The organism is Nocardia carnea, from assembly GCF_029868855.1.
GTDB classification, from domain to species: Bacteria; Actinomycetota; Actinomycetes; order Mycobacteriales; family Mycobacteriaceae; genus Nocardia; species Nocardia carnea_A.
In genome coordinates this window covers 1-13,210 of sequence record NZ_JARWOV010000343.1, presented here as the reverse complement: position 1 = coordinate 13,210, position 13,210 = coordinate 1, and the positions used below count along the sequence as shown (strand labels likewise).

Sequence of the window (13,210 nt, the reverse complement as noted above, 5' to 3'; positions counted from 1 at the left end):
CCACCCCGCACACCCTACCCCGCGTTATCTCACCCCCCCCAAAACTTCGGCGCACTCCCACGTTCTCCGTCAACCCCCCCCGTTTGGGGGCGGGGCGCCCCCGGCCCCCCCCACCGCCGCGGGCGACTCCGGAACGGGCTTCCCCGCAGGCACACCCGGTTTGGTCCAGGGGGTCGGCGTCGCGACCGGTTCGGTTGCCGGTCGGCCCCAAGGACTCGCCTTGCCCGGAACGCCGGGCCGGTTGGGTGCGGCGCCGGCGGAGGATTTCCTCGCAGGCCCCGGGTTTCCCAGGCGATTCGCGGGGCCGGCAGCCTGCGCAGCCGGCCGGTTCCACGGATTCTGCTGATCCCGCCCCTGACCGGCCGGAGCGAGCCCGCCCGGGGACGCCGGGGTATGGGCATCCGGCACGATAGCGGCATCGTTGACAGCAGTCGACCCCGCACTCGCCGCGGAACGACCGTTCGGCTCTGTATCGCCCGGTGTGGCCGCATGTTCGGTCGATGCGGGAGCCGACTCCCGCGCCGGCTCCGATTCGGCACGAATACCGGGCGCCATCTGCGGTTGCGTAGCCGTCGACGCTGGGTTGTCCGCCGCCGTGGCCGAACCGGCGCCGACCGGGACGGGCGCCGATACCGGCCCGTTCCCGGCCGCCGGTGCGCCACCGGGTGCCGCCGGTTGCCCGGCAGCCGTTCCTGTTCGATCCGGCGCAGCCGATCCCGGCACACCCTCGGACGGATTCGAGGTGATGCTCTCCGCCGGAGAATCCGCGCCGCGGGGGGAACCTGGTATCCAGTTCCGCTGAGCGGGTGTGTTCGCCGGGGAGTCCGCCTCCGGCACCCTGTTGGGCAGGCTGGTCGTATCCGGCCCGATGGGATCGTTTCGGCCGCCGACGGGAGGCGCGGAGATATCCGGAAGACCGGCCGGTGTACTGAAATCCAGCGCCGCGACCTTCTCGCCGAACTCGGCCGCGTGCTTCATGATGTCGTCGGCGTGATCGTCGAGTACCTGGGCGTACCGCCGCAGCTCGTCCGGATCGACGAGTACTACATCTTTGGCCCCGGGGTCCACTCCCAGCAGATCCGCAGTCGCTCCGTACACCGCGCCTTTGATCATGTCCGATACCGCCTCTTCCAGCGGTTCGATCGCCTTGCTCAGTACCTCCGCCAGGATATAGGCGACAAGCATCTCCTCCATGGCCCGGACCAGCCGCCGGGCCGCCAGGGCCAGACTCTGGCTCAACGCGACAGAGGCCCCGGACGTCGCCACGGTGGCGGCCATGGCCGCGGTGTACGCCGCGGCGAGCAGCGCGAGCTCGGCAAGCACAGCCACTTTCACCGCGGCGATGACATCCGCGGTGATCTCCAGGGCGGTGGCGACTCCCTTACACAGCTCGTCGAGCCGCTCCATATGGGTGGAACTCAACTGCGCCCACGAGGCCACCAGCGCGCGATACGACTGCCCCTGGTAGACCGCACCCATATCGGCGATCGTTCCCGTGGCCGATTCGTGGGTTCCCGACACTTCGTCCGCGAAGGTGCGAACATGTCCGGCCAGCTCGCGCACCTGGTCCTCATCGATGTCCGGATAGGGCACACCGATGAAGTTCAGGAACACCACGACTTCATGGGGAAGCTCGATAGCCAAGGTCGAGAATCCTACTCAGACGACCCTGATCACCACAGCATCGGGGGGCATGGCCGAATAGGTTACCGTGGCACCCGAATACGGTGCTTCGATCACCATCCCGTTACCCGCGGCCAACTGCACGTGTTCGGGTCCGCGGGCGCTGAACGATCCGGCGGGAAACACCAGATCGCCTGCCCGCACATCACGCGGATCGATACGCTCACCCGCGTAGATCTGTTCATAGGTGGTCCGCGGCAGTACCACTTCACCATCGGTGGCCTGCGCGATGGCGTACTGGGTCAACCCGGAACAGTCGAATCCGCCGCCGCTGGGACCACCCGCACCCCCGCCACCCCAGATGTAGGGCAGGCCGAGGGCACCGTCGGCGGCCTGCGCCGCCCGGCCACCTTTCGACTTGTCCCAGTTCCGACGGATTCCGCGGCGTGCCGGCTGGTTCGTGACGTGCTGGGACGACACCATCCGGGGTCGCCGGCGGCGCCGCCTTTTCGGAGGGGGCGCGGACGCGGTGCGCGTGTGCCCGGCGAGAGCCACCGGCGGCATGATCTGTGCCGCCTGTCTACGTGCCGCGTCGATATCGGCATTCACCTGCCTGGTCGCGTTGGCGATGGTCTGTTGGGCCGAATCGAGCAGCGCCGGACCGCTGAATCTGGTATCACCGACAGCGGTGATGGCCTGCAGACGTGCCTGCAGGTCGGAGATCTGCGTCGTCAACACCCCGCGACCGTTCAGCGTGCCGGTCCCCGATTCGGTGACCGTTTTGCCCACGATCCCGTCTCGGCCGTGCTGGGTTTCGAGAACGGTTCGATGGATGCCCAGTTTGTCCCCGTACCCCTGGGCCCCGATACCGGAAAGCCGGCTCAGATCGGCGGCCGCACTCTGCGCCAAGGCAGCCGAGACACGGTCGGCCGGCTGCCCGGCCCCGTACAGCCCGAGCAACTCCCGCAGTACGCCGTGCACATCGTCGGTCAGTGCCGGCATACGATCAGCTCACCCTCGCCCATCGCACCGACTTACCTCCCTGCCCCGGCACCCCGGGCAACTTCTCGGCAATTATGCCCTCTTCATATGTTTCGACTATGCGACAACACCCGCGTGAACGACGGTTGTCCTATTCCCATCCCCAGGAAGACAAGACAATGAAAGAGACAGCACGGGAGGGCGACGGCACCGGATGGATACAGCAACGACGGACGCGGATCTCGAAACCCCCGATACCACCGTGGAATCCGAGCCCGGGGGCACCAACCCCACGGGTCGGCGATTCTCGACCACGTCCGGCTCGGTGGAGCCCGGGACCACAACCGCCCTCGAAGGTAACCGAGCCTTGGCCGCCAAGGGCGAGACCACCGGCGAAACCGCGGAGACGACCGCCGAGGCAACGGACGAGACCGCCACCGGTTCCAGCACCCTCGCGGGGCCATCCGGCGGGCTACAGGCCATTTCCGCGCCCGGGGATTCGAAACCGTTCTATCGAATACGACTGGTGCGGCTCCCCGACGAGCCGGATGTCAACGTTTTCATCGGGGACGCAGAGCTGGCGATGCAGAAATCGGTGGATATCCTCGGCGCCGGGCGAACCGATCCGCCACCGCCACCCGCAAACGGCAAAACCCCGGACAAGATCCAGGCCGCGTACCTGCCGGCGTCCGGAAAAGCCGTCGAACAATATCAACAGCAGGTGATGTCCGCCGGTGTCCGGCAGGACACCATGGTCGATATGGACAGCCAGGTCGGCGGCACATCGCAACGGGTGGCCGCCGAGCAGGCGCAGACGCTCTTCGCCATCCAGCACATCGAAGCCGATCTCAACGCGGCGCTGCGATCGGTCCGCGGCAAGAAGCTCAACGCCGCCCAGCAAGCTGCGATTTTCGACCATATCGCGGCTGCGGTAAAAGCCGTCCACGACAAGGTCCAAGCCGCGCAGGACACAAACGTCGACGCGGCCGGCGGTGGTTCCGGCGCGGGCGGGTCCGGCGGAGGCGGCGCGGCAGGCGCGGCGGGCGCGGCCATGGGTAATGCCATGGGTGGTATCGGGTCCATGCTGCCGATGCTGGCGATGCTGCCCATGGCATTGATGCCGATGCTGCCCGAGCTGCTGGGTCAGAAGGACAAAGACGAAGAGAAGGACGGCGAGGGCGAGGCCCCGGCCGGAGAGCCGGCCCCGTCTCCAGGTCCCACGCCCATCGACCCCACCGCTCCGCAGGGCGCATCGCCCACCCCCGGCGAGACCGCACCACCGAACGGGAACACGCCGCCGGGAGCACCGCAGACCGATATTCCCTTCGGCCCGACACCTCCCAGCAAACAAGTCTGACCCCGATCGGGGGTGCCCCGCGGGCGGGCGATCGCGATGCCGGATTCGAACGGCCTCGAGCGCTTCATGTCCTGACAGGTGCGCACTCGAAGTTCCCCGACCGGCAGGGGCACCGAGTCGTCAGATGAACGGGCGCTACAGACGGCAATTCGGCCCGACCACGTCCTGTCACGCTCGGGCCGGGCTGCCGAATCCGTCACCGGCTGTACAGGCCACGGCGGTCCGTACACAGCTCGGCGAGCCTACACGTGCCCGGCTATTTCACAGGCAGCGATGAGTACGCCGACCGCCGTCGGTCCACGTCGATGAGTTCAGCGCTTTCCTGTACAGCGCACAGCGTCGGTAACCGGTTCGGGCTCAGGGAGTTTGCCGAGTTTCCGGCGGTGGCGCGACGGGCGGCGGAACGGCACCCGCCGGCGGACCGGAGCCGGTATCCGGGGCACTCACCGCACCGGTCGAGGGGGCGCTGACCGACGGGCCGGTCGCACCGGTGCGACGCTCCGCCGCGGTGTCCGCACCGGCACCGGTGTCCACAGCGGCCGGCTGTACCACGAAGCCGGGATGCTCGAGAATCTGGCTGTGCGCGTATACGGCGTCACGGAGCACCTGGCGATCCGGTTCCTGGTTCAACAAGGCCACCAGCTCGTTGCAGCGCCGTTCCCAGACCAGCGCACGCAATGCAGCGACCTCGTCATCCACCCGGATGGCGCCGATATCGACCCGGCCCACATCTACGCGCTGCGAGACCATGGTTGCCGCCAGCAGATCGTCGGCGTCCCGGAGTTCGTCCCACCAGGATTCCGGGACCTCCTCGCCCCGTTCGATCTTGGCCAGTATCCGGTCCCGGAGCGCACGGGTCCCGAAGGCATCCCGGTACCCCGGTATCGCCACACGACCGACCTGGGCGTGGGCGTCCACCGCCAGCGCGACGCAGCGGGCACGCACATCCGCGTCCGTCACGGCCGCTACCGATTCGAGTGCCGGAGCCGACCCGGTGATCCCCAGCCGATCGGCGGTATCGGGCGTGAGCACCCGCAAGTTCACGTCGTCGGAAGGACCTACGAGTCCCTCCATGGCCACGTCACCGAGCCGACCGCGCAGACCGGGGTCGATCGGCCCCGAGGAAACGAGTGCGGACAGGGAGGCATTGGCCTTCGCACCCCAGGCCCGGCCGAATTCGGCCAGGACTCGGGCGGGGTCGGCGACCCCCTCCCACGGGGCGGCTTCGTCCCCGTCGGCACCGAGCAACTCGTCCCACAGCCACGGTGTGGAGACCTGGCGCGGGAGGAACAGCCCGGCCGGTAGCCAGCCGCGTCCCTCGTTGGAGGTGATGAACATCCCGGCACCCGCCGGACCGCGCAGCACCGCCACCGCCCATGTCATGCCGACCTGAGAGTCGGTTGCCGCCAGCACCGCGCCGAGCAGGGTCCGGGCGAGTACCAGGTCCTCGTGCACAGCGTCGCCCACGATGTAGTTGGGCTCGGCCTCCCGGTCCTTGGCGGCCGACACCGCCGAATTGAACGGGGTCGGGACAATCGGGGGAACCCCGGTTCCCTCCGCTGTCGCGCCGGACGGCGGCGCGGTGGAGCCGCGGTCCTCGCCGCCGGAACCAGCGCCGACCGGCATCCCGGTGCCGACCATCGGTCCCGGTGGCACCGTGCCGCTGGTGCCGGCGGGACCCGTCCCCGTCCCGGCGCCGGCGGCAGCAGGAGACGCGCCGGCAGCGGTCGTGTTCTCGCCGGAGGGCACAGCCCCTGGTGCGGACGTGACGCCGGGCGTCGCGGCACCGGCACCCGCCGCCGGCGTGCCGGCGCCTTGCTGGTCGATCGCACTGGGCGGCGTGGTACCACCGGGCGGCGTGGTACCACCGGGCACCACACCGGACCCGTTCGGTGTGGCCGAGCCGACCGGTACGGGGCTTCCGTTGGTATTTCCGGCCGGGCCGGTCACCAGTGGTGTCGGGCTGCCGAACATCGTGTCCGTTCGACGGTTGTCGCCGTCCGGATTCTCGAGCACCGACGCGCCCGCGGCATCGGTCCGTTCGTAGGTGTCCGCGGATTCGCGCAGTGAGCGAGCGGTTTCCTCGTGTTCCCGGGCGAGCGCTTCACCCGCCCGCAGCCGGGCCGTGTAATAGCGTTCCAGCGCCTCTTTCACCGGGTTGGCGATCTTGCCGTAGGTGGGTTCGAAATTGGCCAGCCAATCGGAGGGTGGCTGCGCCCATTCCCGTGTCTCGGCCGCGACCCGATCGTGCTGCAGTGCCAGCTGGCGCAGTAACTCAGGGTCGATATCCAGCCGCTCCGGCATGCCCGATCAATCCTTTCCACCACCGACCCACCAATTGTCGATCCTTCCCATTATTGGGAAGTGGGCGAGATGACACGCGGTACCGGGTCACCGGGCAGGGCCAGTGGATACCGCGCTCTGCCGGGGCGCCGGCGCATCCGCCGCAGGCCTCGCGAAATGAGGGTGCGTCAATATTTGCGAATGTGCGTAGACGGCGTCCCGCAGGGTCTGCCGCGTCCGGTCCTCGGCGAGCAGCAGTACCAGTTCGTTGCACCGCCGTTGGAAGGTCAGTGCACGCAGCACCGACAATTCCGAATCCGGCTCGAAATCCGTGGCAGCGGGCCGTAGATCGCCGAGCGCGATCCGGCTGGTACCGGCACGATGCCCGAGCACGGTCGCCGCTATCAGATCGTCTGCGTCCTGCATCTCCTCCCACCAGCCGGCGGCGAACTCACGGCCGTCCCGCAGGGCCCGCAGAATCCGGAGCCTGATCTCGGGGGCACCCATAGCGTCGATCGTCCGGATACCCGCGCGTTCGACCCGGATATGCGCATCGACTGCCAGCTCCAGACATCGCAGCGCCACACCGTGGTCCGGGACCGAAGTCGCCCGGTCGAGCAGACGCGCAGTTGCGGTGAGTCCCAGGCGATCCAGCATCCCCGGCGCCGGCTTCCGCAGATCCATGGCATCCGAGGGACCCACCGAACCGGCCAGTGCGACTGTTACGAGCTGTGCGCCGAGCACCGGATCGATCGGCTGGGAGGACGCCAGCGCGGACAGTTTGGACCCCGACTTCGCACCCCAGGCCATCGCGAACTCCACCAGAACGCGCGCCGGATCCGCGATACCTTCCCAACCCGACTCCTCGGCCACCGTCCACAGCCACGGCAGCGACAGCTCCGCCGGCAGATACAACCGCGCCGGCAGCCACCCCCGACCCTCGTTCGAGGTGACGAACGCGCTCACTCCGCCCGGATGCCGCAGCACGGCCACCGCCCAGTCCACGCCCACCACCCACGGGTCGGCGGCGGCCCGGATGCCGCCGAGCAGGGTCCGGGCCAGGACGAGATCTCCGTCGACCCGTTCCCCGACGACGAACGCCGGCGCGGCCGAGGCGACCATGGCCGCGCCGACCGCGTCCTGTACGACTTCGCCCGCACCACGACGCTTGTCCCCGCCCAGCTCGCTGTCCGGCAGCGCGCCCGGCCCCTTGGCGCCCGGCGCGACCACACCGGGAGTGTTCGCCGTGGTGATCGTCTTCCCGGTCGCGCCGGGCCCCCGATGCGCCTCTATCGGCCCACCGGCACCACGGGACGCCGGCGCGTTGGACACCGCTGTCGAACCGGCTGCCGACCCGGCCGAGTTCGTGCCGCCGGCCGGAGCGGCGTTCCTGGTCACCGTCTGCTCCAAACCCGCCGCACTCACCGGACCCGCCGCTCCCGCCGGTAGCCCGGCCGCGAGCATGCCGGGCGCCATGCCCATGGTTTCGCCGGCGGATGCTTCGGTCCGCGCCTCGTCCAGCGAAATGTCCGGGTCCTCCGAAACCGTCCGGGCTCCGGAATCACTCGCGGGACCCTCCTGTGCAGCCGCGGCTTCGGCCTCGTCGGGCAATTCCGCGGTATGCCCGCCTTTTTCGCTCTCGCTGGTAGCCGGCGTCTCATCAGCAGGTCCGCCGACCGTGCCGGTGTCGGCATCGGAGGTCGGTGTGGCCCCCCCTTGCACGGACGGCGGTGCACCCCCGAGAGCCTGATCTTGCCCGGCGCCACCCTGGCCGGGGACCGCCGGCGCCGGTACTCCGGTGGGCGTGTCCGGCCCACCCGCCACCTCGCCACCGGGGGGCGGCTGCGTCAGGTCCGCCGGCACCGGGTTCGGGGTCAGCAGGTCCCAGACGAAATCGATCAGCACCTGTCCGAACCCCGCGTCGGGCGGCACCAAACCGGTAAGGCCGGGATTCCGGTGCCAGGTACCGGGATCGAAACCGGAGCCAGGCTCCCAGTGGTGACCGTTGTCGCCGGGAGCCCCGGCGCCGCGTGTGCGGGGAGCCTGTCCGGGCCCCGCACCACTGCGCCACGGGTCGGGTTGGCCCAGCGCCTCGGCGATATCGTCCAATCGCGGCAGGCCTTGCGGCCCCAGCGAACGCAGGGCCGCGGCGATGATATCTTCGACTTCGCCCCGTGCTTCGGTGAGTATCGCCTCGGTCGTCTGCCGGTCCGTCTCGGCCTCGGCTTCGTCGTCTACTTCACCGTCGTCGTTGTTGTCGCCGCGAGTGGCCGCTTCGATCCGCTCCCCCGCGTCGTCGACCACATCGAGGATCTGATTCCGGGCGCGCCGTACGATATCGCCGAGCGTGCCGAAGGTATCGGCTGCGGCCGTCAACGCCGCCGCGAAGGCCCGCGGATTGTTCTCCAGAGCAACCAGTGCCATCCGGATGTATTCCAGGCCGGCCGACTGCTGAACCGTTTCCTCGAAGGCGCGCCGCGCCTGTTCCACATCGGAAAGGTTCAGCGCCGCCGCGCCTTCCCGCGCGGCGCTCTCCAGTCCGTGCCAGGCCGACGGCGGTATCTGCGGCCAGTTGTCGCCGACGATCCGGTCCCAGTGCGGACTCGATTGCTCCGGTGCCATCTGGCCGGTCAGACCTCGGCAGATTGCACGGCCGCGCCGCCGTCGATATCGGCATCGCGCAGTACCGTCTTGCCGAGATCAGCAGCTTGCACAGTGATACCGGTCTGTTCGAGTACTTCCGTCAGCCTCGCACCGAAGATATCGCGGATCACATCGAGCGTATCGAGCGTGGCCTGATCCAGCTCGCATTCGGATTTGGACCCGGTTGCCCAGGAATCCACAGTCGTGCCGACACAATCGGTCATCACCGTCAGCGCACCTGCGGCATCACCCACGATCGCCGTCAAATCGTCGAGCGAAAGGATTTTCACCATGGTCGTGTCCTCTCTCGGCCGTCCGGTCCCGCCGGTACGGCTTATGCGGGCCGTAGGCCGAAGGCTTCGTCTTCCATCGCTTGATACGCGGCTTCGGTGGGCAGCCCGAACGAGTCGACGGTGTAGGAACGCGCCCCGTTCGCCTCCATCTCACGACGCAGGCCCAGTCGTGATTTCGCGTGTGCGAGCCCGGCGATTTTCAGGATTTCGGCGCTCAGCCAGGCTTCGCCGTTGTCCTTGGCGTCATCGGTGATATGCATACCCACCACTTCGCCGTCCCGGCCGCAGGCGACGCCGACGGTATGGTCGGGGTTGAATACCTCATGGATCTGCGGGGCGGCAGCAGGTTTCACTTCCGGCGTATCGTCGAAACCGTCGATTGCGTAGTCATCGTAGTCGTCGGTCATACCTATCTCCTTGCTGTCTAGGCGGATTCGGCCAGGGTTTCGGAAAGCACCGACCACGGTGCGTCGGCAATGGTCAGCACCATCCGCAGCTGCCAGACCCGGGCACCCAGGTACATCTCGCCGGTGCCGTCACCCAGCAACTCCAGGTAATCGGCACCTTCCACCTCGGAATTCATCGACACGGTGGTGACGGGGGGCCGCCCGTCGTCCACGCTTACGATCGAACCACCACCGCCGGGGATGAAACTCTTGCGGCAGCGCGAGCCGCCGCCGAGCGCGACCTCCGAGCTGTTGGTCGTGATCGTGACTTCGGGATTGAGCAGCAATTGACATACCCACGACCGTGCGGCCAGTTCGGGACGGTCACCGTTGATACCGATCATCAAGGATCCGGCCAGGTCCACCACGAGTAACTGTTCGTTGCTGGTGATTCCCACGATCACCAGACGGCGGGCGGTTTCCAGCGGTCCGGGCAGATCGTCGGCGCCGACAGTGCTCGAGTCCGCACCGATCCCACCGTTGGCGGCCGGGTATTTCGTGATGATCCCGGTCGCCACGTCCACCGCGAAGGCGACGGTGGGGTGACCCGAATCGCCGCCCAACGCCGCGAGCCGGGCCAGTCCTTCCTCGTGCAGCCAGCCGATGGCGTCGGCGGCGGATACCGTTTCCTCGAGTTCCGCCTGCTCCGCACCGGTCATCGCGCCGGGTCTCCGACCCCGGCCGGTTCCCGATCGTCCTCGCCGGCGATCTCGGCGGCGTTGTCTGTGATCACCGTCTCCATGATCACCTGGTACTGGCGGGCCGCATCCTGGGTGCTCTCGCGGATCGCGGCCATGATCTCGGCGACCAGTTCGTCGCAACTGAACCGATCCGCGGTTCCGGGAGCGAGATACAGACTCGTCAAGCGGCCCATGGCATCGACCTCCGGGATCACCGTGCCGCTCGGCGACGGACGCCGGGCGCGCACCTCGTCGATACGCTCGCGCATATCGGCGATGCGGTGCCGCAGTTCTCGGGCCGCGTCGAGCGCGGCCTGCACATCGGGATGAATACTCATGCGTTGCCTCCGGTGCGGGTCGGGGCCTGATTGGCCGGGGCCGGGGTCGGTTGAGTGACCGTCGGCGCGATGGTGGGCCGTTCCCCGATAACGGGTTCGGTGTGTGGAGTGTCGTCGACATACATCAAGCGATCGGGGTGCCAGGCCACGATGCGGTTGCGCTCGTCGCCACCACCGCCCGCGCCCGCCGCCCCTGGTGCGCCCATTCCCCCCATCGGCATCATCGGCATCATCGGCGCTCCCCCACGCCCGTAGGAACTGCCCGAGCCGCCGGAGGCGCCCTCCGCTCCGGGGACCCGCGGCGCCGAACCGAGACCGCTGCCCACGGCAGGCGTCAGCGGCATGACGGTCGACCCCGACAACGTCTGTACCTCCGACTCGCTCGGTATTCCCCCGCTCGGCATCGACGGGGTACCGCCGGTGGGACTACCGTACGACGGGACGCTGTAATCACCGAGTCCGTAGTCGTCGTAATAGTCGTCGTAATAGTCGTCGGAGATCTCCTCGGTCTGCGACAGCCCGTTCTGCCCCAGCTCCATCATGCTCATCAACATGGGCAGCATCTGCGACAGCATCTGGTCACTGGAGCCGGAACCGGTCTGCGCCGCCGCTTCGCCGGAACCCTGCGACGAATTCGCCACGCCCGTACCGGTTTCGGAAACATATGAACCCGTCGCTTCACCCGCCCGAACGTTCATTTCGTTGTATTCCGCGGTCGCCGCCGCGAGTGCCGCCTCGTTCTTGGCCCGCGCCGCCGCCAGCATCTTCTTGCGGGCAGCCAGAATCTCCTCCGGGGTCGGATGCTTCGCTTTGGCCCGCGCGAAGGCGTTGCCGTAGGACTCCGCTCCCTGGGCCAATTTCTCCATCGCGTCGCCCAGCATGTCCATCCAGCCGCGGTAAGTCGCGAACCGCTCGGCCACCTCCGAGCCCACGGGCGTCCAATGCTGCAACACCGAGCCCGCACGGTCCATGTCATCGGCGGCCTGGACTCGGGAGCTGGTGTTGAACAACCGGACCGAATCCGCGAATCGATGGGCAGGTTCGGGACCCGGGCCGCTGTGCAACTGTTGTGCGAAGGTCAGCGGGTCTCCGGTCACCACAGGCATATCGCGCAATCCGGGCGGTACGCGGCGCAAACCCACCTGCTCCACGGCCGGAACCGGATTGCCCACCAGTTCACCGCCCGAAGCGTCGAGCAAACGAGCACCCTCGTCATCGGCCGCGGCGTATTCGACTGCCGCGCGGCCGATGTGGTGCGCATCGCGCTGGATCTTGTTCAGCACTCCGACGGTGGCATTGAACAGCGCCGCAGCATCGGCATTCAACTGCGGTACCGCCTGTGCCGAAATCGGGTCGGCGCCGGCAGGCAGTACCCATTCCCGCGGCATCGCGGCGCCGGTGACACGCGCCATTTCTGCGGACTGCCCGGCTACGGCCACCAGCTCATTGAGATCGACATTCAACGCCATACCGGTCTCCTCTCACCTGTCACTCTCGCACCGTCAGGCCGGGGCGGCCAGCATCGGAACGTCGGTGGCCGTCTGATCGGTACTCGTGGCCGCCGCGTCGCCGTCCTGACCCGTATCACCGGCAGCCTCGATACCCTTCGGATGTTTGAATCCGGCGAACTCGCCGAACGCCTGTCCGTCCGGAGCCGACATATCCGGTGCGTACTGCTGCAATTCGCCGTGCACGATCGCTTCCACAGTGCCGGACTCTCCCTCCCCGAAGACCACCAACAGCGCGGAACGGTGCTCCGGATCACCAGCCGAGCCGCCGGACTGCTGCTCTCCGGTTTTCTTCTCACCCGCCGGCGTTTCCTTCTCACCCTCCGTCGGACCACCGGCGGGTGTGCCGACCACCGCAGAGGCTCCGGCGGGAACCTTGCCCTCGTCCTTCGCCGAAGCCCTCCAGGTGACCACGTCACCGGTGGCCAGCTGGAACGGGTCGACGGCCGCACCGATGTCCTTCGGGTCGGTCCACGCCGCGGGAGTCCCGGCGTAGGCGGCCTGCGCATCGGTGCCCGACTTGTTCGCGAACGCCTTGTCGAGCCCGAGTGCCACGGTGAGCGGCACCTTCTGAGTCCGGCCGTCCGGAAGCGGGTAGACGACCAGACCGTCCGCGCCCGGCACTCGCCTCGGCATACCAGCACCCGGTTGGTTCGAGGTCGCACCGGAAGGCGGCCCACCCTGGGAGTGCGCGGGCTGAGCAGGCGCCGGGGTGGTGGGCGCCTGGTTCGACCACGGCGTGGTCGCGGCCGGCCGGGCGGCGGGCATCGTGGGGGCGGCTGCCGCCTCGTATCGCGGAGGGGGGAGATAGTAGACCCCACCCCGCAGCTCCGCCCGCACCTGCGGGGCCTCGCGGATCACCACCATCACCATTCGTTCCGGGAAACTCGCCGGGACCGGACCACCCACCACGGCCACCGCACAGGCCAGATCGTCCGCCACCGCGCCCACGGTGGCGACCGCACCGTCCGGCTCCGCGAGCCACCACGCGCCGCCCGCTCGCAGCACCGCCAGCGCCGCGAGCACGGCGTCCAGGCTCTGCGGCAGATGAACCAGCA

General features: G+C 68.5%; 10 protein-coding genes and 1 pseudogene. 1 reads left to right on the top strand and 10 read right to left on the bottom strand.

Annotated elements, in window-relative coordinates:
- Window positions 1-69: 69 nt before the first annotated feature.
- Window positions 70-1,644 (bottom strand): hypothetical protein, encoded by a 1,575-nt coding sequence (locus tag QH195_RS34650; RefSeq protein ID WP_280438493.1) that lies wholly within the window; start codon window positions 1,642-1,644, stop codon window positions 70-72.
- Window positions 1,645-1,659: 15 nt separating this feature from the next.
- Window positions 1,660-2,625: a C40 family peptidase gene (locus QH195_RS34645; RefSeq protein WP_280438492.1), complete on the bottom strand. Its 966-nt coding sequence runs from the start codon at window positions 2,623-2,625 to the stop codon at window positions 1,660-1,662.
- A 193-nt stretch (window positions 2,626-2,818) separates the two neighbouring features.
- Here QH195_RS34645 and QH195_RS34640 point away from each other — a divergent pair, with 193 nt between their 5' ends.
- Complete coding sequence (locus QH195_RS34640; RefSeq protein ID WP_280438491.1) at window positions 2,819-3,961, top strand: hypothetical protein; 1,143 nt, start codon at window positions 2,819-2,821, stop codon at window positions 3,959-3,961.
- 357 nt (window positions 3,962-4,318) lie between these two features.
- Here QH195_RS34640 and QH195_RS34635 read toward each other — a convergent pair whose 3' ends face one another.
- The 8 genes and pseudogenes from QH195_RS34635 to QH195_RS34600 all read right to left on the bottom strand — a co-directional run.
- Window positions 4,319-6,265: a type VII secretion target gene (locus QH195_RS34635; RefSeq protein ID WP_280438490.1), complete on the bottom strand. Its 1,947-nt coding sequence runs from the start codon at window positions 6,263-6,265 to the stop codon at window positions 4,319-4,321.
- Between the two features lie 87 nt (window positions 6,266-6,352).
- Window positions 6,353-8,866: a hypothetical protein gene (locus QH195_RS34630; protein WP_280438489.1), complete on the bottom strand. Its 2,514-nt coding sequence runs from the start codon at window positions 8,864-8,866 to the stop codon at window positions 6,353-6,355.
- A gap of 8 nt (window positions 8,867-8,874) precedes the next feature.
- A complete protein-coding gene (locus tag QH195_RS34625) occupies window positions 8,875-9,180 on the bottom strand; it encodes a hypothetical protein (protein ID WP_280438488.1) in 306 nt (101 codons plus the stop codon).
- A gap of 41 nt (window positions 9,181-9,221) precedes the next feature.
- Window positions 9,222-9,587, bottom strand: coding sequence for a hypothetical protein (locus tag QH195_RS34620; RefSeq protein WP_280424064.1), 366 nt, complete (start codon window positions 9,585-9,587; stop codon window positions 9,222-9,224).
- Between the two features lie 17 nt (window positions 9,588-9,604).
- On the bottom strand, window positions 9,605-10,285 hold the full coding sequence (locus QH195_RS34615) for a hypothetical protein (protein ID WP_280438487.1): 681 nt from the start codon (window positions 10,283-10,285) through the stop codon (window positions 9,605-9,607).
- Window positions 10,282-10,644 (bottom strand): YbaB/EbfC family nucleoid-associated protein, encoded by a 363-nt coding sequence (locus QH195_RS34610; RefSeq protein WP_280424062.1) that lies wholly within the window; start codon window positions 10,642-10,644, stop codon window positions 10,282-10,284. The genes QH195_RS34615 and QH195_RS34610 overlap by 4 nt, the downstream gene beginning before the upstream one ends.
- Window positions 10,641-12,113: a PPE domain-containing protein gene (locus tag QH195_RS34605; protein ID WP_280424061.1), complete on the bottom strand. Its 1,473-nt coding sequence runs from the start codon at window positions 12,111-12,113 to the stop codon at window positions 10,641-10,643. The genes QH195_RS34610 and QH195_RS34605 overlap by 4 nt, the downstream gene beginning before the upstream one ends.
- 33 nt (window positions 12,114-12,146) lie before the next feature.
- Window positions 12,147-13,210 (bottom strand): annotated as a pseudogene (locus QH195_RS34600) (hypothetical protein); the annotation flags it as partial.